Origin of the sequence: Thermocrispum sp. (assembly GCF_002919275.1) — a bacterium.
GTDB classification, from domain to species: Bacteria; Actinomycetota; Actinomycetes; order Mycobacteriales; family Pseudonocardiaceae; genus Thermocrispum; species Thermocrispum agreste.
The window spans coordinates 54,794-75,530 of the sequence record NZ_PKFA01000003.1; the positions used below are offsets into that span (position 1 = coordinate 54,794).

Consider the following 20,737-nt stretch of genomic DNA (forward strand, 5'->3'; position numbering starts at 1 on the left):
CCACCTTGCCACGACCGCGCCTGCGCCGCTGCGCATTGCGCCCCGTGCCGTCCCGCCGCGTACGCCACGGGCGAACGCGCTGGTCGATCATGCCGGGCAGATTTGGGTAGCCTAGTCTCGAGCTGCCATGTCCAGGGTCATTCACGTATTCCGCCATCCTGACCGGTTCGTCTCCGGAACGGTCGGGCAGCCAGGTGACCGCACGTTCTACCTGCAGGCCAGCTCCGACAGCAGGCTGGTGAGCGTGCTGCTGGAGAAGCAGCAGCTGTCCGTGCTCGCCGAACGGCTGAGCACGCTGCTGGACGAGGTCGCCGCACGATTCGACGCCGACATCCCGGCGGAGGCGCCGGCCGACATGATCGACAACGACCCGCTCGAAGTGCCGGTGGAGGCCGAGTTCCGGGTCGGCACCATGGGGCTGGGCTGGGACGCCGAAACCGACTCGGTGGTGATCGAACTGCTGGCCGTCACCGACGAGGAAATCGACGAGACGGTGGTCCTCGACGACACCGAGGAAGGGCCGGACGCGGTCCGGGTGTTCCTGTCACCGGCCTACGCCAGGGCGTTCGCCGAGCGTGCCGGGCGGGTGATCGCCGCGGGACGCAAGCCGTGCCCGCTGTGCGCCGAGCCGCTGGACCCGGACGGCCACATCTGCCCGCGCCAGAACGGGTACCGGCGGGAACCCGGCCTGTTTGGCGGCGAGTGACCGTGACGCGGCAGCCGGAGCCGGACGACCTCACCCTGATCACCCACGGCACCCTCGAGCTGTCCGGCCGCCTGGTCGACGCCTCCAACGCCACCTTGTTCTGCACCGTCGAGCTGGACGGCCGCACCGCGCACGCGGTGTACAAGCCGATCGCCGGGGAGCGCCCGCTGTGGGACTTCCCGGACGGCACACTGGCCGGCCGCGAAGTGGCCACGTACACGATCGCCCGGCATAGCGGCCTCGGGCTGATTCCACCGACCGTGCTGCGGGACGGGCCGTTCGGGCCGGGGATGGTCCAGCTGTGGATCGACACCGCCGGCGAGGAGCTGGTCGACGTGCACCGGCCCGACGAGGTGCCGGACGGCTGGCGCCAGGTGCTCGTCGCCCGCGACCGATCCGGCGAACCGGTGGTGCTGGCGCACGCCGATCGCCCGGACGTGGCCGAACTCGCGGTGCTGGACGTCGTGGTGAACAACACCGACCGCAAAGGCGGCCATGTACTGCACGGGCCGGGCGACCGCGCCTACGGCGTCGACCACGGCATCTGCCTGCACGCCGAACCGAAGCTGCGCACGGTGTTGTGGGGCTGGGCGGGGGAGCCGTTGCCGGAAACCGCGCGCGAGAAGCTGGCCAAGCTGCGCGCCGCCATCGACGGTGAGCTCGGCGAGCACCTGGCCGAACACATCACGTCCGCGGAGATCCGGGCACTGGCCGATCGCACGGACAAGCTGCTGGCTGCCGGAGTGTTCCCCACACCGGCCGAGCAGGTACGGGCCATACCCTGGCCGCTGTTCTGACGCCGCGCCCCGACGCAAGCGCGTGACGGCGGGGCGTGAACGCCGCCACCACGGCGGAACCGGCGACGCGCGGGCGAGAACGGCGCTGCGGCGCCGCCCCGGCCGTTACCCTCTGCCGCGTGCGAGCTCATTCCTACGGCGACATCTTCTCCGGCAGGCGCCGGCGCCAGGTTCCCGAGGTTCCGGCCGATCCCGGTCTGGTGGTCGAGGATCCGGCGAGCGGGTTCTGCGGCGCCGTCGTCGGCGTGGAGCAGGACAGCGTGGTACTGGAGGACCGGCACGGCAACCACCGGGTGTTCCCCCTGGCCCCCGCCGCGTTCCTGCTCGAAGGCAAGCCGGTCACCCTGGTCAAACCGCGCTCGGGCAAGCAGCCGTCCAAGCGCCTGTCGGCATCGGGGTCGGTGCGCGTGGAGGGGCTGCGGGCCCGGACCGCCCGCGCGTCCAGGATCTGGGTGGAAGGCAAGCACGACGCCGAGCTGATCGAGCGCATCTGGGGCCACGACCTGCGCGTCGAAGGGGTCGTGGTCGAGCCGCTGGACGGCATCGACCTGCTGCCCGCCGCCGTCGCCGACTTCGGTCCCGCCCCGCACCGGCGGCTGGGTGTGCTGGTCGACCACCTGGTGCCCGGCAGCAAGGAGTCCCGCATCGTGCAGGCGATCGACGACGACGACGTGCTGGTGACCGGACACCCGTATGTCGACATCTGGCAGGCGATCAAACCCGCGTCGCTGGGTATCGGGGAGTGGCCGGCGGTGCCGCCGGGCCGGCCGTGGAAGGAAGGCGTGTGCGCTGCGCTGGGCTGGGGTGAACCCTACGAGGGCTGGCAGCACATCCTGTCGAAAGTCCGCAGCTATCGCGACGTGGAGACGCCGCTCATCGGCGCGGTGGAACGGCTGATCGATTTCGTCACCACGGGGACGTCCGGCTGACGGTGCATTCCGCACCAGGCTTGTCCTTCGTTCGGGTGATACCAGGGCGCCGAACCGGCCCCGGAACATCACGGCAAGATCACGCCAGCGCCTATCGTCACTGACACCTGGGCGATATCTGACACGATAGGCCGCATGGCAGCGTGGATCTGGCTCGGCGCGGGCATCGCCCTGATGGCCGCGGAGATGCTGTCGGGCGATTTCTGGCTGGTGCTGGTCGGTGTGGGCGCGCTCGCCGGTGCCGGCGCATCGGCGCTCACCGACAATCAGTGGATCGCGGTGGCGGTGTTCAGCATCGCCTCGCTGGGCCTGCTGATCTTCGCCCGGCCTGCGCTCAAGCGCCGCTTCCTGCACGGCATCGGCATGAAGACCAACACGGAGGCTTTGATCGGCGCCAAGGCCGTGGCGCTGTCCGAGATCGACAGCAACAGCGGCCTGGTGAAGCTGGCCGGCGGGGAATGGACGGCGCGCAACAACGTGCCCGGGCACGTCATCAAACCGGGCACCACGGTCACCGTCGTGGAGATCTCCGGCGCCACCGCCATCGTGTCCGCCGACCCGCTGATGGATTGACCACGCCGTGACCGCCGACCTCACGGAAGAGGAGAGTGACTTTTGTCCACTGGAGCATTGGTCGTCATAGCGATCATCATCCTGTTCGTCGTCGTCACCGTGGTGAAGGCGATCATGGTCGTGCCGCAGGCACAGGCCGCGGTGATCGAACGGCTGGGCAAGTTCAAGACCGTGGCGGCACCCGGCCTGAACTTCCTGGTCCCGTTCCTGGACAAGGTGCGCGCCCGCATCGACCTGCGTGAGCAGGTCGTGTCGTTCCCGCCGCAGCCGGTGATCACCGAGGACAACCTGACGGTGTCGATCGACACGGTCGTCTACTTCCAGGTCACCGACCCGCGCGCGGCGGTCTACGAGATCTCCAACTACATCGTCGGTGTCGAGCAGCTGACCATCACCACGCTGCGCAACCTGGTCGGTGGCATGAGCCTGGAGGAGACGCTGACCTCGCGTGACGCGATCAACCAGGCGCTGCGCGGCGTGCTGGACGAGGCCACCGGCCGGTGGGGCATCCGGGTGGCCAGGGTCGAGCTGAAGTCGATCGACCCGCCGCCGTCGATCCAGGACTCGATGGAAAAGCAGATGCGCGCCGACCGTGAGAAGCGCGCGATGATCCTCAACGCCGAGGGTGACCGGGAGTCGTCCATCAAGAAGGCCGAGGGGCAGAAGCAGTCGCAGATCCTGGCCGCGGAAGGTGCCAAGCAGGCGGCGATCCTGCACGCCGAGGCGGAGCGGCAGTCACGCATCCTGCGGGCCCAGGGTGAAAGGGCCGCCCGCTACCTGCAGGCACAGGGTCAGGCCAAGGCCATCGAGAAGGTGTTCGCGGCCATCAAGGCGGCCAAGCCGACCCCGGAAGTGCTGGCCTACCAGTACCTGCAGACGCTGCCGCAGATGGCGCAGGGTGACGCCAACAAGGTGTGGCTGGTGCCCAGCGACTACGGCAAGGCGCTGGAAGGCTTCGCCAAGATGCTCGGCGCGCCGGGCGACGACGGTGTGTTCCGCTACGAGCCACCGCAGGAGAGCGCTCCGCCGCCTGAGCTGGACGACGAGGACGTCAAGGACTGGTTCGACACCTCCACCGACCCGGAGGTCGCCGCTGCGGTGCGGGAGGCCGAGGAGGTCGCTCGCCGTCAGGTCGCCGGCCCGCTTGGCCAGGGCGGCTCGACCACGCCACCGTCGGCGTCCAGCGCGCTGAAGGGTGACCCGTCGAAGCTGCCGCAGTCGGCGCAGCAGGTCACCGAGTCGTCCGGCTCGTCGAGCTCGCCGGCACCCGCCGCCCCACCGGCATCTGCCACTCCGTCGGCACCGGCCACCCCGCCGACTCCGCCGCCACCTGCGCCCCCGGCGGCACCGCCGAGCACTCCGCCGACCGCGCCGCCGCCTGGGCCGGGGCAGACTCCGCCTCCTCCGCCGCCTGCCCCGCCAGCTGGTCCTCCGATGGGCGGTCCACCTCCGCAAGTGTGAACCGGGATTCCGAATCCCGAGGAAGACGCCGCGGCTGCACGCAGCCGCGGCGTCTTCTTGTCACAGGGCAGCTCGTGTGGGCGCGCGGCGCGGTCGGCCCACCGGCTGTCGTCACCCGCCGATGCGGTGGTCGTGTCATGTGCCAGTTCGGATTCGTGGGCACATGCGGTGCTGTGTCATGTACCGGTTCGGCTTCGAGGGCACATGCGGGGGTCGTGTCATGTGCCGGTTCGGATTCGTCGGCACGACCGGATGGCTAGCAGCGAATCGGCCTGTGCCACACCAGGCACGTCGTGCTCAGGCAGGAGGCGGTCCGGCCCGTCGCGTGACGTCGTCGTAGGTCCGGGTGGGCCTGCGGGCGCTACAGCCGCGATGCATCGCAGGCCGGATAGCCGTATGTCCGCCCTCCCGTGTTCCCTGGACTGCCCAGTTCTTCTCCGGTTCTCCCGGCCACCACCGATGAGTTCACCGGGCTCAGCCGGTCATAGCAGGCGAGGGGCGGACGAAGTGAGGAGTGCATGCGCAACAAGGCGATGCAGAGGTTCGACGTCCTGGTGGGCTCGTGGCGGGCAACGCTGAAGCATGCGTGGTTCCTGCCGGAAGGTACGGAAGTCTCCGGGGTCGCGACCGGGTCCTGGCATCGAAGATGCCTTCGTCGTGTTCCGGTGGCAGATCTCCGCCGACGTCGGCGGGACGCCGGGCGAGATGGTGCTGGCCATCGGCCGGAGCGGCGGGCGGGCACCTACGCGACGCTCTACCACGACGAACGCGGTGTCTGCCGGATCTTTCCGACCACGTTCGACGGCACGACGTGGGAGATGGTCCGCAAGGACCCAGACATGCACCAGCGCCTCGTCGCCTCCGTCGATTCCGACCGCATCGTCGGCCATGCCGACACCAGCGAGAACCGTGGCGGCTCGTGGCGCAAGGACTTCGACTTCGTCTTCGAGCGCACACCGGGCTTCCTCGGCGCGGCCCCTCAAGATCAACTCGACAGGGTAGGGGAGTAGATGGCACAGCTACGGGTACACAACTTCTCCATCTCGCTCGACGGCTTCGCCACCGGCGAGGGCAGGGCCAAAGGGGAGTTCTTCGGCCACGCCGGGGAGCGCCTGCACGAGTGGATGGTCGCCACGGACACCTGGCAGAGCGGCGGCAGCCGCGGCGTCGACAACGCCTTCGCCGCACAGTACTGGCACGGCTTCGGCGCCGAGATCATGGGCGCGGGCAAGTTCGGCTACCCGGGCTGGCACGACGACCCGGACTGGAAGGGCCCGTGGGGCGACAACCCGCCGTTCCACACCCCGGTGTTCGTGATGACCCGCAGGCCGCGGCCGTCGATCGAGATGGAGGGCGGGACGACCTTCCACTTCGTCGACGCGCCGCCGGAGAAGGTGCTGGAGATGGCCCGTGACGCCGCGGACGGCAAAGACGTACGCCTCGGCGGTGGCGCAACGGTCATCCAGCAGTTCCTCACCGCAGGCCTGGTGGACTACATGCACATCGTGGTCGTGCCGATCGTGCTGGGCCGCGGGGTCAACCTGTGGACCGGCCTGGAGGGTGTCGAGAAGGACTTCCACGTCGAGGCGATCTCGTCGCCCAGCGGGGTCACCCACGTGACGTTCACCAGGACCACGAACTGATCGGAGCAACACGAACTGATCCGGAGCAAGCAGAGGGGCCGGGCGGCTGCCCGGCCCCTCGTGCGTTCCGCTGCGCGGTGTGTCACGACACGGGAAGCGGTGGCCGTTCGAGCACGCGGGGCTTGTACTCGACCAGCTGGAGTCCGCCTTCGAACGTCCGGTGCTCGGTCATCTCCAGCGCGACGTCCGGGTATCCGTCGTAGATACGCTCCTCGCCGGTGGCCCCGGTGATGACCGGGAACATTACCACGCGGAACCGATCGACCAGGCCCGCCTGCAGCAGGGACCGGCACAACGTGAGGCTGCCGATGGTGCTCAGAATCCCCGACTCCTTCTCCTTGAGCTCGCGCACCGCCGCGACGGCGTCGCCGCGGATCAGCGTCGTGTTGGCCCACTGCAACGGTTCCTCGAGCGTGGAGGAGAACACGATCTTGCGCGCCCTGGTGAGCTGGTCGAAGGATTCTTCTTCCTCCGACCGGAACTCGTCCACCCCTTCGGGCACCTGGCCGCTGGCGAAGCCCGACATCAGCCGGTACGTGTTCGCCCCCATGAGATAGGTGACCTTCGGCTGCTCACCCAGCCACGCCAGGTACTCGGGGCTCTCCAGGCCCCAGAACCCGGGCCAGCCTTTACCCGAGGCGTAACCGTCCAGCGACGTGATGAAGTCGACGAGAACTTCCGCGGCCATGATGGCCCCTCCTTGGTCCGTGATGTCTTGCCCGACGTTGGTTGGACAGACCGGGGCGCGCTCAATCATCGGTTGGCAGCCACAGAGTGCCGTTCGACCGTCGTCACAGTGTCCGGCTCGGCACCAAACCAAGAAGACGCGGGCCAGGACGGCAGGGGAGAGCCGGCAGGCGCCTGCTGGCTTCGTCCAGCGATGGCCGGCCGGTAGGCGACGAGGTGCATAAAGTGGAGCGCGCGAACCTGATACTCCGGCAACTGGACGCGTCGAGTGTGCGCTGGTCGTTCGTCTCCCGGCGCCATTCTGGGCCTGGTTCCGAGCCGATCGCTTTTGTGATGACGGGAGCGATGACGTCGCGGAAGCGATCGGAGAGTCCAACTTGCGCAGGATGCGGCATGACTTGATCTCGCTGAGCATGCCGAGAAGCCGTCGCCGTTCGCTTCATGCCACGAACCGCCCCGGCCGCGTGCGCGCGGAGCAGTCCCGGCTTGAACGGGCGAACCCTCGCCTGCATCCGACACGCCGCTCACCCGCGCGGGGTAGTGCAGATGGGGGTAGCAGCCAGCCTGCAGGGAAGTGGTCTCGCTCACCCCGCCGGGGTCAACTTGACATAATGTGCATTATCGGCTTTCGGCCGACGCCTGAGCGAGGAGCGAGCGCGGCCACCCGAGAGCTAGCGCAGCTGCTCGACGTCCTTCGCCGCGGTCGCCAACGCGTCGGCCAGGCTCCGAAGCTCCGCGGGCGTCGCACCGTCCGACACGGCCGTCACGACATCCTCGGCGGCACACCGCAGCTGGAACAGTTTGTCCTGCAAGGCAGCGATCTCGCTGCCGGAAAATACGACCGCGTCCTCGGGCAATCCGCCACGCTGAACGGCGATGCGCTGCTCGTACGCCCGCTGTCGGCAGGAGTGTCCGCAGTACCTCCGCCGTCTGCCGACCCGGTCCCGGTCGTCCAACCGCGCCCCACACCATCCGCAGTGGCGCACTTCCGCTTCCCGTCGCACGACCCTTAATTCGTCACGTGACGAATTACCCTTGGTCTTGACGATCATGAAAAAGACGGTAGTTCCTCGATGCAGCATTACCACCGCGGCGCGCCGAGCAGGCACACTAAGAGCGTGCATTCCGTCGAGCACACCAAGATCGTGCATCCGTATCTGTCGTTCCCGAATCCCCGAGCTTTCGCCCATCGCGGCTGGCATGTCGGCGACCTGGCCGGCATGGAGAACTCCATGTCGGCGTTTCGGCGTGCGGTCCAGGAGGGCTACAAGTACATCGAAACCGACGTGCATGCCACGTCCGATGGCGTCGTCGTGACGCATCACGACGAGACGCTGGACCGCACGACCGACGGCACCGGGCCCATCGCGTCGATGCCGTGGTCCCAGGTCAGGCGCGCCAAGGTCGGCGGTGTCGAGCCGATCAGCCGGCTCGAAGAAGTGTTCGAAGAGCTGCCGGACGCGCACTTCAACATCGACGTCAAGACCGACTCGGCCGCGGAACCGGTGGTGCGAGCCATCCAGCGTGCCGGCGCGACCAATCGGGTCGCGCTCGCGTCGTTCTCCTCGCGCCGCCTTGCCCGGTTGCGCAAGCTCGCCGGAGCGAAACTGGCCACGGCCATGGGACCGCGTCACATCGCGACGATGAAGTTCAGCGGCCGGCTGCCGTCGGCGCCGGTGCGCAAGTTCATCCGCGGCCTCATGGCGCAGGTCCCGCATCGCTTCGGGCGGTTCACCCTGGTCGACCGCGGTTTCGTGCGAGCAGCACACCGCCTTGGCGCCGAAGTGCACGTGTGGACGGTCAACGACCCCGCACAGATGCGCCACCTGCTCGACCTCGGCGTCGACGGCATCGTCACCGACCGTCCCGACTTGCTGCGCGACGTGCTCCGTGAGCGCGGCGCTTGGTACGCGCAGAACTGACAGAGGCCGCACCACTCCCCTCGCCCGGCGGTGCCGGGCGTGACGTCGGTGACGACGGAGCGGGCTCCGGCCACCAGCATCGCAGCCGATGGGCTGGCCATCGGTGCCCAAGCCGCGGCACCGGCACAGCAGTCGCTGCAGCCGGGATGATGGCCTGAATACCCGCCGACGCCCGATGCCGCGGCCAGAGCCGCAGCGCGAAGGCAAGCACCAAGGCCGCGTGGTTGGCATGCGATTGCCGGGACAACCGTCGTGCCCGGCGGTCATGAGCTCCCGGAGCGCGTGCGGAACCGCTCGTCCTGGGCAGCCCTCGTGGCTCGCTCCGCTCACGGATGGTGAGTATTGGCGCGGCCTGGCCCGGTGCCGGTGTCCGCTGAGGCCGGGTATCGACGGCGTGTGGACGACCAGCCCAGCGCCGTGATTCCGAGCGTGCCGCATGAGACAGCTGCACAGCGTGTCCGATTCACGTGGAATTTCCTGTTGTACCCCTTGATTCGGGGCCCGGTTTGCCTTACGGTCCCACTTGACCGGTCAACCGATCAACCGGAGAAGTCAATGCTGGACCGTGGTGTCGAGGCCCCTCCGCTGTACGCCCAAGTGGCCCGCCTGCTGGCCGAGCAGATCACCCAGGGGAAGTACCAGCCCGGCGATCTGCTGCCCAGCGAGCCCGGGCTGGCCAAGGAGCTCGGAGTCTCGCGCGCCACCATCGTCAAAGCTTTCGACACCCTGCATCGGGAAGGCCTCATCCAGCGTCAACAGGGCCGCGGAACGTTCGTGGCACCCCGCCCGAAACGGCACAGTTTGTCCGAACTTACCAGCTTCACCGCGGTGACCCGGGCCGGCGACGGTGTGCCGTCCCACCGCCTGCTCGCCTACCTCGAGATCGGCAGCGGCGACGAGCGCGGCGAGCCGGAATCCGCTTTCCCCGCCGCGCAGGATCTGGTGGTCCTGGAGCGGGTCCGATACGTCGACGACGTGGCCGTCGGCTTTCACCGGACCGTGCTGCCCGCCCACCTGGTCCAGCGGGCGGGCTTGACCAAGGACGTGGTCGCGGCCGCCGACTTCTCGCTCTACCGGGCGTTGGAAGCCATCGGCCAGCACCCGTGGTCGGCCGAGGAATCGCTGCGCGCCGTCGGCTGCCCGGCCGAGCTGGCCGGCCACCTGGCGGTCGCCGAGGGAGCCCCGCTGATGCAGGTCCGGCGGCTGACCCGCAACCGCACCGGCGATCTGATCGAAGCGGTCGTCGCACACTACGTCGGCTCGCTGTACGAGTACCACACCGAGCTGTCCTCGCATCCGGCGAAATTCGAGAAAGAAGGTCCTGGCGATGAGAGCACCATGGATCGCGGCGGTGATGTCCGCGCTGTTGTTGCTGAGCGCGTGCGGCGTGGAGCCGGGCAACGGTGACGGCGGCTCCGCCAAGCAGCCCGACAAGAAGGCGGCATTGATCATCGCCCAGGGCGGCTTGGGCGACGAGGCCTACAACGACCTCGCCTACCAAGGCTTCAAGGAGGCCACCGAGAAGCACGGCGTGGCGGGCCGCCCGATCGAGTCCAAGGACATCGTGGCGGAAGGCGAGCAACTGGTCCGCACCGCGGCGGGCTCGGGCTACGGGCTGATCGCCGACCTGGAGTTCTCGCACGCGGACATGCTCGGCAAGGTGGCCAAGGACTTCCCCGACGTCCAGTTCGCCATCGTCAACGTCGAGGTCGACGGCCCGAACGTCACCAGCATCCTGTTCAAGGAGCACGAGGGCTCCTATCTGGCGGGGGTGCTGGCCGGGCTGGTCACCAAGGACACGGACAACCCGAAGATCAACGGCGCGAACAAGATCGGGTTCATCGGCGGCACGAAGAGCACCGGCATCGACAAGTTCCTGATCGGCTACATGCAAGGCGCGCGATCGGTGAACCCCGACGTGCAGTTCGACATCAAGTACGCGGACTCGTTCGGTGACGCAGCCAAGGGCCAGCAGATCGCCAAGCAGATGTACGCCGACGGCACCGACATCATCTACGCGGTCGCAGGCGGCACGGGCGCCGGAGTGATCCAGGCGGCGAAGGAGACCGGGCACTACGCCATCGGCGTGGACACCGACCAGGACGCCATTGCGAAAGGTCATGTGCTCACGTCCATGATCAAGCGCACCGACCTGGCGATGTCGAACCTGGTGCGGGACTACGCCGAGGGCAAGCTCTCCGGCGGCACCACGATCGCCTACGGCCTGAAGGAGGACGGTGTCGGCCTGTCGCCGATGAAGTACACCAAGCAGGACGTCCCCGGGGACGTGCTGGCCAAGGTCGAGCAGGCCAAGCAGGACATCGTCGAGGGGAAGGTCGAGGTCTGGGACGTCACCGAGCAGGGCTATCCGAGCTGGGCCAAGTGACACCATGGCCATGGCAACGACCACCGCACGGATCGGTGCCGAGCGCATCTCCCGGCGGTTCGGCGCGGTCCAGGCACTGTCCGACGTCACGTTCTCCGTCACCGAGCGCACGATTCATGCGCTGCTCGGCGAGAACGGCGCGGGCAAGACCACGCTGATCCGGGCGCTGTCCGGCCTCGATCAACCGGACGACGGCTGGGTGATCAGCCGCGGCGAGCGGGTCCGGTTCTCCGGACCGCGGGAAGCGTTCACCTCCGGCATCGCCGTGGTGCAGCAGGAACTGGCCCTCAGCCCGGACCTGACGCTGCTGGAGAACCTGGTGCTCGGCACCGAGCCGGCGCGTGCGGGAGTCATCGACTGGCGGACGGCGCGCGTGCGCGCGGAGGAGATCGCCGAGTCGATCGGCGCTCGGATTCCGTGGGACCGGCGCGCGGGAGACGTGGAGATCGGCACCCAGCAGCAGCTGGAGATCATCCGCTGCCTGTACCGCGGTGCGGACACGCTCATTCTGGACGAGCCGTCGGCGGTACTGGCGCCCGCGCAGATCGACCGGTTGCTGCGCCTGCTGACCGAACTGCGCGAACAGGGCAACACGATCATCCTCATCACGCACAAGCTGGACGAAGCACTCCGTGTCGCCGACGAAGTGACCGTGCTGCGCGGCGGCCGCGTGGTGACGACCCAGGCGGCGGACGAGCTCGACCGGCCGACCCTGTCCGAACTGATCGTCGGCGAGGACCTGCAGCAGGTGCGGGCTCCGCGGACGGCTCCACCCGGCGAGGTCGTGCTCGAGGTCGACCAGGTCCAGCTGGCGGGACGGCAGCGCCCGGTGGGCCCGGTCAGCTTCCAGGTCAGCGAGGGGGAGATCTTCGGCGTCGCGGGTGTCGCGGGCAACGGCCAGGAGGACCTCGTGGAGGCGCTGATCGGGTTGCGACCGTGCCGCGGCGGCGCCATCCGGTTCGACGGACGCGACATCACCACCGCATCCGTCGGCGCCCGGCGCGCAGCAGGCGTCGGTTACATCTCCGGCGACCGGCGCCACGAGGGGCTGTCGATCACCGAACCGCTGGTGGACAACGTGGCCATCGGATCGCACCACTCCCCTCCCCTTGCCCGGCGCGGGTGGTTCTCCCCCGGTGCCGCGCGCCGGCATGCGGCGGACATCCTTCGCCGCTTCCGGGTACGCCACGGGCGGGTGACCGACCCGGCGTCCATGCTGTCCGGCGGCAACCAGCAGAAGCTCGTCTTCGGTCGGGAAATCAGCAAACGCCCGAGGCTGCTGGTGGCGGCCCAGCCCACCCGCGGCGTCGATCTTCGCGGCATCTCGGAACTGCAGCAGGAGCTGGTCCAGGCCAGGGACAACGGCACCGCGATCGTGTTGGTCAGCCAGGAGCTGGACGAACTGCTCGCGTTGAGCGATCGCGTGCTGGTGATGTTCCACGGCAAGCCCGCGGGCATCTTCGACCCGGCCGAACCCGACGCCCGCGCGCGGATCGGCCGGGCCATGCTCGGTCAGCGCTCCGGAACGGAGGTGTCGTCGTGAGCACACCGACGGCGACCGCCACCACTCCCCTGGAGCCCGCCGCCCCACCGCCCGAGGCCGGCACCCGCAAGGTCCGCTCCATCGCCCTCACCGTCCTGCGGACGCTCGCGCCGGTCCTCGTCGCGCTCGTCGTCGGCGGGCTGGTGTTGCAGGCCAGCGGCATCAACCCGCTGGCGGTCTACGAGCTGATGCTCACCCACGCGTTCGGCACCCGGGAAGGCCTGGCCGGGACGCTCACGTCGGCCACCCCGGTCCTGTTCACCGGCGTCGCCACGGCCGTGTCGTTCCGCGCGGGCGTGTTCAGCCTCGGTGCCGAAGCCGGCTTCGTGCTCGGCGGGCTGACCGCGGCGTGGCTGGCGGTCGCGGTGAGCGGGCCGGTGCCGGTGGTCACCGTGCTGGCCATGGCCGGCGCGGTGCTGGCCGGCGCCTTGTTCTCCGTGGTCCCCGCCGCGCTGAAGACGCAACTCGGCGTGGACGAAGTCGTGTCCACGCTGATGTTCACGTTCGTGGCGACCGGCCTGGTCGGCTGGCTCGTCAACGGCTACCTGCTCGCCCCCGGCCAGGCGAATTCGTCGACCGAAACCGTGCCGTTCTCGTTGCCGCGGCTGCTTCCGCCGTCCTCGCTGAACATCGGTTTCGTCATCGCCGTGGTGCTGGTCGCCGCGTACTGGATCTTCCTGCGCCGCACCAGCGCAGGGGCGGACCTGCACCACGTCGGCGTCAACGCACGATTCGCCGCCGCGCAGGGCATCCCGGTCAACCGGGTCGTGTTCCTTGCCATGGTGGCGACCGGGGCCATCGCCGCGCTCGGCGGCGCAGTGCATGCGCTCGGCGTGGTCGGCAAGTTCGTGGTCGGCGGGTTCTCCGCACAGTACGGGTTCACCGGGATCGCGGTGGCGCTCCTGGCCAGGCGAAGCGCGTGGGGCCTCATCCCGGCCGCGGTCATGTTCGGCGCGTTCGCCAACGCCGGGACCACCATCCAGCTGTTCGACAACATCCCGCTGGACATCGTCGACGTGCTGCAGGGCACGGTCATGGTGTTCGCCGTCGCCAGCTTCGCGCAGCTGTTCAGGCGCAGGAGGTCGGTGGCATGAGTACCGTGGTGAGCTCCGCGCTGCTGCTCGTGGTGCCGTTGCTGTTCGCCGCCGTCGGCGGGCTGGTGCACCGGGCGTCCGGGGTGGTCAACATCGGCCTTGAGGGGCAGATGCTGGCCGGGGCGTTCGTCGGCGTGCTGGTCAGCGCGCAGACCGGCAGCTGGTTCGCCGGCGTCCTCGGCGCCGTGGTCGCCGGTACTGTCACCGGCCTGCTCATGACGCTGGTGATCACCCGCCTGCAGGCGAACCAGATCATCGTCGGGCTCGGCGTCAACATCCTGCTGGCCGGTGTCATCGGCTTCGTGCTCAAGTGGGAGCTCGGGGTCTCCGGCACGCTGCGCATCGACGGCCTGGACCGGGTGCCCCGCTGGACCATCCCCGCCCTGGCGGACGTCCCGGTGCTCGACGAGCTGCTCAACGACAAGGACGTGCTGTTCTTCCTCGCGCTCGCCCTGGTGCCAGCGACTGCGTGGATGCTGCGCAACACCTCCTTCGGCCTCCGCCTGCGCGCGTGCGGGGACGCCGAGACAGCGGCCGCCAGCCTCGGCGTTGCGGTCAACCGCATGCGCGAGTACTCGGGCATGATCGCGGGTGCGCTGGCCGGGCTCGGTGGCGCCTACCTGTCGCTGGCCCATGTGGGGCTGTTCAACGACCAGATGATCGCCGGCCGCGGGTTCATCGCGCTCGCGGCGTTCTACTTCGGCCGCAACCGGCCGGTGCCCACCGCGATCGCCTGCCTCATCTTCGCCTTCTTCGACGCCTGGCAGCACAGCCTGCAGACCGGAACCGCGATCGGCCAGCTGTTCACCGCGCTGCCGTATGTCGTGGTGGTTGCCGCGCTGGCCCTGTCGGCGGCCCAGCAACGGGCCCGAGCACGAAGGATGCCCACCGCATGAGCAAGACCGCACTGCTTCTGGTCGACGTCATCAACGACTTCTTCGATCCGGACGGACCGAACTACTACCCGCGCGTGCGCGATACGGTCGAGCCGCTCACCGAGCTGCTGACCACCGCACGCGCTGCCGGGGCGGTCGTGGTCCACGCGGTCGAACGACATCGACGGAACGTGCCGGATGCCGAGCAGCCGAAGCTGCCGGTGCACTGCCTGGACGGGTCGTTCGAAGCGGACTTCTTTCCCGGTTTCCAACCTGCCGAGCGGCCGGGGGAACTCGTGGTGCCCAAGCGGCGCTACTCCGGCTTCTTCGCCACCGACCTCGCGTTGACCCTGCACGAGCAGCGCGTGGAGCGGATCGTCGTCGCCGGGGTGAAGACCAATGTGTGCATCCGCGCCACCTGTCAGGACGGCTTCGCGCACGGGTTCGCGGTGGTGGTGCCGCGCGAAGCCACCAACTCCAACCGGCAACACCTCGAGGAGGCGTCCCTGGAGGACATTCAGCGCTACTTCGGCTCCGTCGTCCCCACCGCCGAGGCGGTCGCGATGTTGAAGGAGCATCCGTGAGCCCGGTGCGGTGCGTGGTGATCGGCTACGCCAGCCTCGACTTCAAGTACGCCACCGAGCCGTTCGAAGGGCCCGGCAGGACCACGCTGATCCGGCGTCCGCTGCACCGCCCCGGCGGCGACCCGGGAGCCGTCGCGTACTTCGCGCGAGGCCTGGTGCGCAACGGCATCCCCACAGACGTCGTCACCTGGGTCGGCTCGGACGAGCACGGTGACGTGTTCCGCGAACACCACCGTCTGTCGGGCGTCGGTGTCGGCGGCATCGTGGCGTCCGGTTCACGCTCGCCGACGACCCGGATCTTCTGGCCGGGCGGAGGCGAACCAGTGATGTTCTTCGATCCCGGTGAACTCGACCAGTCCCTGACCGCTGCCCAGCGGGCGCTGCTGGGCGACGCGCGCGCGGTGATCGTCGCCGTCGGGCCCACCGAGGCCACGGCCGAGGCCCTGTCGGTCGTCGCCGCGGATGCGAAGGTCATGTGGGTGGTCAAGGCCGACCCGCGTTCGGTCACACCCGAGCTGAGCGCCCGGCTCGCCGACCGCGCCGACGTCATCTGCCACAGCGGATCCGAAACCGAGTTCCTGCACCGCACCTGCGGTCTCGATGTCAGCAAGCTGGTGGCAGGCGGCCGGCTCGTGGTCGAGACCCGCGGGGCGCAAGGCGCGGTGCTGCGCAAGCCCGACGGCGACATCGTGCTGCGGCCGCCCGAACCCGTGTCCGCGGAGGACACCACGGGAGCGGGCGACACGTTCGCCGCCGGGCTGATGGCGCGCCTGCTGCACGACATCGAAGTCACCGAGGCGGTCCAGGGAGGATGCGCCGACGCGTGCGCCTTGCTCCGCTCCCGCACCAACAGGGGGGACGATGCCTGAGAACTACTCCGAGCGAGCCTGGTACCTGCAGTGCTCGGCCGACGACGTCGCGGAACGGGCCGTGCTGGTCGGCGACCGCGGCCGGGTGCTGCTGGCCGCCGATCTGCTGGCGGACGCGCGCATCCTCAACGAAGACCGCGGGCTGACCACCGCCACCGGCACGTGGAACGGCACCCCGATCACGGTGAGCGCATTCGGGATGGGCGCGGCGATCGCCGCGGTCGTTCTGCACGAACTGGCCGCGCTCGGGGTGCGGTCGGTCGTCCGGCTCGGCACGGTGCTCGCCGTCGGTGCGGCCGAGCTGGGCGACTTCGTGGTCGCCGACAGCGCGTTGCGGGGCGAGAGCGCCTCCGGCACCTACGTTCCCGACGGCTATCCGGCCGCTCCCGACCTGGATCTGACCATCGCGTTGCGCGACGCCGCGCACCGGACCGATCGGCGGACCGTCGTCGGCATGATCGCCAGCTACGACGGCTTCTACACCGAGTTGTTCGCCCATCCCACGATGCCGTCCTCGCGGACGGTCGACATCGACCAGCTGGTCGAGCACGGCGTGGTCGGGATGGACATGGAAAGCAGCGCCGTACTGGCCGTCGGCCGCGCGCTCGGCGTACGCAGCGGCGTGCTGTGCCTGGCCAGCGTCGACGGCCGTAACCACCGGAAACTCCCCGAGGGCGAGCGGGCAGCAGCCGAACGGGATCTGCTGGTCACCGGGTTCGACGCACTGTGCGCGGCCGGGGCGGATCGCCTGACCGCGACGAAAGGAGCGACATCATGAGCGTCAGCAGGTCGTATCTGGACACCATGATCGAGCGGCTGCAGCGGATGCGCGACACGCAGCTGGACGCCATCACGGAAGCAGCGCGGGTGTGTGCCGACACCATCCTCGGCGACAACCTGGTGTTCACCTTCGGCACCGGGCACGGCGGCTTCGCGGCGCTGGAGATGTTCCCGCGCACCGGGACGATCACCGGGTTCCGCCCGATCGTCGACACGCCCATCGCGCTCATGCACCACGTGTGGGGCGACATGGGCACCTTCCAGTACCGCTTCCTGCACACCCGCCCCGGCTACGGCCCGGTGATCCTCAAGGCCAACCGGGCCCGCGACGGTGACGCGCTGATGCTGTTCTCCCACTCCGGGATCAACAACGTCATTCTCGACATGGCGTTGGAGTTCAAGCAGGCGGGCCGCCCGGTCATCGCCATCACCAGCGTCCCGCATTCCTCGGCGGTGCCCAGCAGGCACTCGTCCGGCAAGCGCTTGTACGAGGTCGCCGACGTCGTCGTGGACACCGGGGTGCCGAAGCTGGACGCCGCACAGTACATCGACGGCCTGGAGCATCCGGTCGGCCCGACGTCGACGTCGATCGCCATCGCGGCCGGGCACGCCATCGTGTCGGCCACGACGGAGGAGATCGTCCGGCGCGGCAAGAAGCCGTACGTCATGGTCAACACCAACACCGCAAGCGTCGAGGAAGCCCATCGCAAGAACGAGGAGAACTACGAGGAACTGTGGCGGTTGCTGTGCAAGCGGTGAACGATCGCGGACTGATCTTCGGCGGCGAGGTGATCCATCGCGGAGACCTGCGGGAAGTCCGCAGCCCGGCGGACGGATCGCTGGTGGCGCACTATGTCCCGGCCACGGCGGCCGACGTCGACCGCGCCGTGGCGGAGGCCCGTCAGCAGGGACGAACGTGGATGCGGCTGCACCCGGACGAACGGGCCCGCGTCCTGCGGGCAGCAGCGGAGGCGATCCGCGCCCATGTCGACGACATCGCCGAGGTGCTCACCCGCGAACAGGGCAAACCGGTTGCGGACAGCGTGAAGGAGATCCTCTTCGGCGCCTCGGTCTTCGACTACTACGCCGAGGAAGGCCGCCGGGTGCACGGCTCACTGCGACCGAACACCGACCCGGACACGGTCAGCATGGTCAGCTACCACCCGGTCGGTGTGGTCGCGGGCATCGTCCCGTGGAACTACCCGGTCGACCTCTACGCGTGGAAGGTCGCGCCCGCGTTGGCGGCCGGATGCCCGGTCGTCGTCAAACCGCCCGAGGAGGCGCCGCTGGCCATCGGCATGGTCTCGCAGCTGTTGACCGATGCGGGACTTCCGCCCGGCACGCTGTTCGACCTGCCCGGCGGCGCCGAGACCGGCCAGTGGCTGGTGTCGCGGCCCGAGGTCGCGATGGTCACCGCCACCTGCTCGACGGCCACCGGGAAAGCCATCATGCGTGCGGCCGCCGACAACATGACCCGGGTCAGCCTCGAACTCGGCGGACAGTGCCCGCTGATCGTGCTGCCGGATGCCGACATCGAGGTGACCGCCACGGCCGCCGCGCGCCGGGCGTTCTCCAACATGGGCCAGATCTGCATCGCGGTGAACCGGATCATCGTGCTGGACGCGATCGCGGACGCGTTCGTCGACGCGCTCCGGGCCGAGGTGGACTCCTACGTTCTCGGCGATCCGCTCCAGCCCGGCGTCGGCTACGGGCCGTGCACCACCGCGCAGGTGGTCGAGCGGGCGCAGGCGCATGTGGCGGACGCCCTGGCGCGCGGGGCGAAGCTGGTGACCGGCGGCAAGCGGCCGGAAGGCGCACAGTTCGCGGCCGGCCACTACTACTTGCCGACGGTGCTCGACGATGTGCCGCGTGATGCGCGGGTCATGACCGAGGAAACCTTCGGTCCGGTGGTCGCGGTGCACCGTGTCCGCTCGATCACCGAAGCGATCGAGGTCGCCAACGACACCGACTACGGCCTGGCCGCCTACGTCTACGGCGAGGACCTCGGGCAGGCACTGGCGGTGGCCGAACGCATCGAAGCGGGCGGCGTCGGGGTCAACGTCAACGACGTCTCGGAGCTGCAAGCGCCGTTCGGCGGCTGGAAGCAGTCCGGTCTCGGGCGGGAACTCGGCCCGGAGGGATTGCACGCCTATCTGGAGGTGCGGCACACCAAGGTGCGCCGCCCGGCCCTGGAGGTGGAACGTTGAGCGCACGACGATCCGGCACCCGGATCACCGTGATCACCGAAGACGGCTACTCGCCCCGCCTGGAGGGCACATGACCCGACCGGCACCGCTGGACGGCGTGCTGGTGGCCGACTTCAGCCGCATCCTCGCCGGCCCGCTGACCACCGTGATGCCGGCCGACCTCGGTGCCGAGGTGATCAAGGTCGAACGTCCGGGAACCGGTGACGAGACGCGCGCGTGGGGTCCGCCGTGGACCGAGGAGACGAGCACGTACTTCGAGTGCGCCAACCGGTCGAAGAAGTCAATCACCCTCGATCTGCAGGACCCGCACGACCTCGCCGCCGCGCGCGAGCTCGCCGCTCGCAGCGGACATGCTGGTGGAGAGCTTCAAACCCGGGACCATGGCCCGGTTCGGACCCGACGGTGCGGCGCACCAACCCGGGCGTGGTGTACTGCTCGATCTCGGACTTCGGCTCCGGCCCGGGAGCCGACCTGCCCGGGTACAACGTCCTCGTGCAGGCCGTCGGGGGTCTGATGAGCATCACCGGGCAGGCTGGTGGGCCGCCCACCAAGGTCGGCGTCGCCCTGGTCGACGTGCTGACCTCCAAGGACCCGGTGATCGAAGTGCTCGCGGCACTCGCGGCGCGTGAGCGGGACGGCCACGGTCAGCACATCGAGGTCAACCTGCTGTCCAACCTGCTGGCCGCCCTGGTCAACCAGGCTTCGGCCGATCTGTGGACCGGACGTGCGCCGGTCAGGCTCGGCAACCAGCACCCCTCGATCGCGCCGTACGAGACGCTGAGGTGCCGTGACGGGCTCATCGCCATCTGCTGCGGCAACGACGGCCAGTTCCGCCGTTGCGTCACCGTGCTGGGCAAACCCGGACTGGCCGACGATCCGCGCTTCACCACCAATGCCGATCGCGTCGCGCACCGCAGCGATGTGATCGCCGAGCTCGAATCACCTGCTGGCCGTCGGCACCGCCGACTCCTGGATCGAACGGCTCACCGAAGCCGGGTGCCCGCGGGCAAGGTCGGAGACCTCGCCGACGCCTTCGCCCTCGCCGAGCGGCTCGGCTTGGCCCCCACCGTGCCGGTCGGCCCGATCATGTTCCGCAGGTCCGGCATCCGATCCGCTACTCCGGCACCGCCGTCTCCGGCTACCGTCCTCCTCCCGGCCTGGGGTGAACACACCGAGGAGATCCGCCGATGGTTCGCCACCGGAAGGACCTCACGGCTTCCCCATCCGGCCCGCACGGCCTCGCGTGCGTAGCCTGGCCGACGGGGTCGTGCGTAGCCGCGTCGACACGGTCCGCCTGAGCACACCCCACAGGCCATGTCTGCTCATCGTGCAAGAGCAGGACCATCTCGGCGCCGGCCGGCCATCACGCTGACGGCGGCCTGGGGCTGCTTTCGCCGCGACCGCGGACGATGATCGCCATCCTCATGCGGCTGCACGGTCTGCGCGACGGCGTTGCGGTAGCCACTCGTGCGGCGACCGAGCAGACGACTTTCCTTCATCGCCGCGTCGCCGATCCTGCCGTCGCATGCGCTGGGCGCAGGCGCACAACCTGTCAGTTGAGCAATGTCAGCGTGGTGGCTTGCCCAGCCACGCCGCGCGCCATGTCTTCGGTCCCAGGCGCCCGGAGTCCTTGATGCCGTTGGCTCGCTGCAGGTCCAGCACCGCACGCTTGGTTTCGTCG

Annotated in this window: 23 protein-coding genes; 20 read left to right on the top strand and 3 right to left on the bottom strand. The window is 69.2% G+C overall.

Annotated elements, in window-relative coordinates:
• Positions 1-127 precede the first annotated feature (127 nt).
• The 7 genes from CXP56_RS01055 (at position 128) to CXP56_RS01085 (ending at position 6,109) form a co-directional block, all read left to right on the top strand.
• Complete coding sequence (locus tag CXP56_RS01055) at positions 128-706, top strand: DUF3090 domain-containing protein (RefSeq protein WP_028845966.1); 579 nt, start codon at positions 128-130, stop codon at positions 704-706.
• Between the two features lie 2 nt (positions 707-708).
• The gene (locus CXP56_RS01060; protein WP_028845965.1) at positions 709-1,503 is read left to right on the top strand and encodes an SCO1664 family protein; all 795 of its coding nucleotides are present in this window, start codon (positions 709-711) and stop codon (positions 1,501-1,503) included.
• Between the two features lie 119 nt (positions 1,504-1,622).
• Complete coding sequence (locus CXP56_RS01065; protein WP_028845964.1) at positions 1,623-2,432, top strand: DUF3097 domain-containing protein; 810 nt, start codon at positions 1,623-1,625, stop codon at positions 2,430-2,432.
• 135 nt (positions 2,433-2,567) lie between these two features.
• Entirely contained in the window at positions 2,568-3,005 is a 438-nt protein-coding gene (locus tag CXP56_RS01070) for an NfeD family protein (RefSeq protein ID WP_038044206.1), read from the top strand.
• Between the two features lie 114 nt (positions 3,006-3,119).
• The gene (locus CXP56_RS01075; RefSeq protein ID WP_286899246.1) at positions 3,120-4,466 is read left to right on the top strand and encodes an SPFH domain-containing protein; all 1,347 of its coding nucleotides are present in this window, start codon (positions 3,120-3,122) and stop codon (positions 4,464-4,466) included.
• 518 nt (positions 4,467-4,984) lie between these two features.
• The gene (locus CXP56_RS01080; RefSeq protein WP_051309372.1) at positions 4,985-5,476 is read left to right on the top strand and encodes a hypothetical protein; all 492 of its coding nucleotides are present in this window, start codon (positions 4,985-4,987) and stop codon (positions 5,474-5,476) included.
• On the top strand, positions 5,477-6,109 hold the full coding sequence (locus tag CXP56_RS01085) for a dihydrofolate reductase family protein (RefSeq protein WP_028845961.1): 633 nt from the start codon (positions 5,477-5,479) through the stop codon (positions 6,107-6,109).
• An 82-nt stretch (positions 6,110-6,191) separates the two neighbouring features.
• On the opposite strand, the gene CXP56_RS01090 is transcribed toward CXP56_RS01085, so the two are convergent.
• Both CXP56_RS01090 and CXP56_RS01095 read right to left on the bottom strand, forming a co-directional pair.
• A complete protein-coding gene (locus CXP56_RS01090; protein ID WP_286899230.1) occupies positions 6,192-6,797 on the bottom strand; it encodes a dihydrofolate reductase family protein in 606 nt (201 codons plus the stop codon).
• Positions 6,798-7,467: 670 nt separating this feature from the next.
• Positions 7,468-7,848 (bottom strand): hypothetical protein, encoded by a 381-nt coding sequence (locus CXP56_RS01095; protein WP_051309370.1) that lies wholly within the window; start codon positions 7,846-7,848, stop codon positions 7,468-7,470.
• 21 nt (positions 7,849-7,869) lie between these two features.
• Here CXP56_RS01095 and CXP56_RS01100 point away from each other — a divergent pair, with 21 nt between their 5' ends.
• From CXP56_RS01100 to CXP56_RS01155, 13 genes are all read left to right on the top strand, one after another.
• The gene (locus CXP56_RS01100; protein ID WP_286899231.1) at positions 7,870-8,718 is read left to right on the top strand and encodes a glycerophosphodiester phosphodiesterase family protein; all 849 of its coding nucleotides are present in this window, start codon (positions 7,870-7,872) and stop codon (positions 8,716-8,718) included.
• Between the two features lie 396 nt (positions 8,719-9,114).
• Complete coding sequence (locus CXP56_RS01105) at positions 9,115-10,125, top strand: GntR family transcriptional regulator (RefSeq protein WP_286899234.1); 1,011 nt, start codon at positions 9,115-9,117, stop codon at positions 10,123-10,125.
• Positions 10,046-11,104: a BMP family lipoprotein gene (locus tag CXP56_RS01110; protein WP_051309366.1), complete on the top strand. Its 1,059-nt coding sequence runs from the start codon at positions 10,046-10,048 to the stop codon at positions 11,102-11,104. Before CXP56_RS01105 ends, CXP56_RS01110 begins: the two co-directional genes overlap by 80 nt.
• A 10-nt stretch (positions 11,105-11,114) precedes the next feature.
• Complete coding sequence (locus CXP56_RS01115; RefSeq protein ID WP_286899237.1) at positions 11,115-12,647, top strand: ABC transporter ATP-binding protein; 1,533 nt, start codon at positions 11,115-11,117, stop codon at positions 12,645-12,647.
• Positions 12,644-13,741 (top strand): ABC transporter permease, encoded by a 1,098-nt coding sequence (locus CXP56_RS01120; protein WP_051309364.1) that lies wholly within the window; start codon positions 12,644-12,646, stop codon positions 13,739-13,741. Before CXP56_RS01115 ends, CXP56_RS01120 begins: the two co-directional genes overlap by 4 nt.
• Positions 13,738-14,637 carry an ABC transporter permease gene (locus CXP56_RS01125; RefSeq protein ID WP_028845953.1) on the top strand — a complete coding sequence of 300 codons (900 nt, stop codon included), beginning with the start codon at positions 13,738-13,740 and terminating at the stop codon, positions 14,635-14,637. Before CXP56_RS01120 ends, CXP56_RS01125 begins: the two co-directional genes overlap by 4 nt.
• On the top strand, positions 14,634-15,200 hold the full coding sequence (locus tag CXP56_RS01130) for a cysteine hydrolase family protein (protein WP_028845952.1): 567 nt from the start codon (positions 14,634-14,636) through the stop codon (positions 15,198-15,200). The genes CXP56_RS01125 and CXP56_RS01130 overlap by 4 nt, the downstream gene beginning before the upstream one ends.
• Complete coding sequence (locus tag CXP56_RS01135) at positions 15,197-16,069, top strand: carbohydrate kinase family protein (RefSeq protein WP_286899238.1); 873 nt, start codon at positions 15,197-15,199, stop codon at positions 16,067-16,069. Before CXP56_RS01130 ends, CXP56_RS01135 begins: the two co-directional genes overlap by 4 nt.
• Positions 16,062-16,847 carry a phosphorylase family protein gene (locus CXP56_RS01140; protein WP_051309362.1) on the top strand — a complete coding sequence of 262 codons (786 nt, stop codon included), beginning with the start codon at positions 16,062-16,064 and terminating at the stop codon, positions 16,845-16,847. Before CXP56_RS01135 ends, CXP56_RS01140 begins: the two co-directional genes overlap by 8 nt.
• Positions 16,844-17,608 carry a sugar isomerase domain-containing protein gene (locus tag CXP56_RS01145; protein WP_028845950.1) on the top strand — a complete coding sequence of 255 codons (765 nt, stop codon included), beginning with the start codon at positions 16,844-16,846 and terminating at the stop codon, positions 17,606-17,608. The genes CXP56_RS01140 and CXP56_RS01145 overlap by 4 nt, the downstream gene beginning before the upstream one ends.
• Positions 17,605-19,056, top strand: coding sequence for an aldehyde dehydrogenase family protein (locus CXP56_RS01150; protein ID WP_286899243.1), 1,452 nt, complete (start codon positions 17,605-17,607; stop codon positions 19,054-19,056). Before CXP56_RS01145 ends, CXP56_RS01150 begins: the two co-directional genes overlap by 4 nt.
• A 148-nt stretch (positions 19,057-19,204) precedes the next feature.
• Complete coding sequence (locus tag CXP56_RS18950) at positions 19,205-19,570, top strand: CoA transferase (protein WP_353744517.1); 366 nt, start codon at positions 19,205-19,207, stop codon at positions 19,568-19,570.
• Entirely contained in the window at positions 19,459-20,307 is an 849-nt protein-coding gene (locus CXP56_RS01155) for a CaiB/BaiF CoA transferase family protein (protein ID WP_342665077.1), read from the top strand. Before CXP56_RS18950 ends, CXP56_RS01155 begins: the two co-directional genes overlap by 112 nt.
• Before the next feature lie 315 nt (positions 20,308-20,622).
• Here the strand turns inward: CXP56_RS01155 and CXP56_RS01160 are convergent.
• Positions 20,623-20,737: peptidoglycan-binding domain-containing protein (locus CXP56_RS01160; protein WP_286899248.1), on the bottom strand; the 115-nt coding region annotated here is incomplete at its 5' end.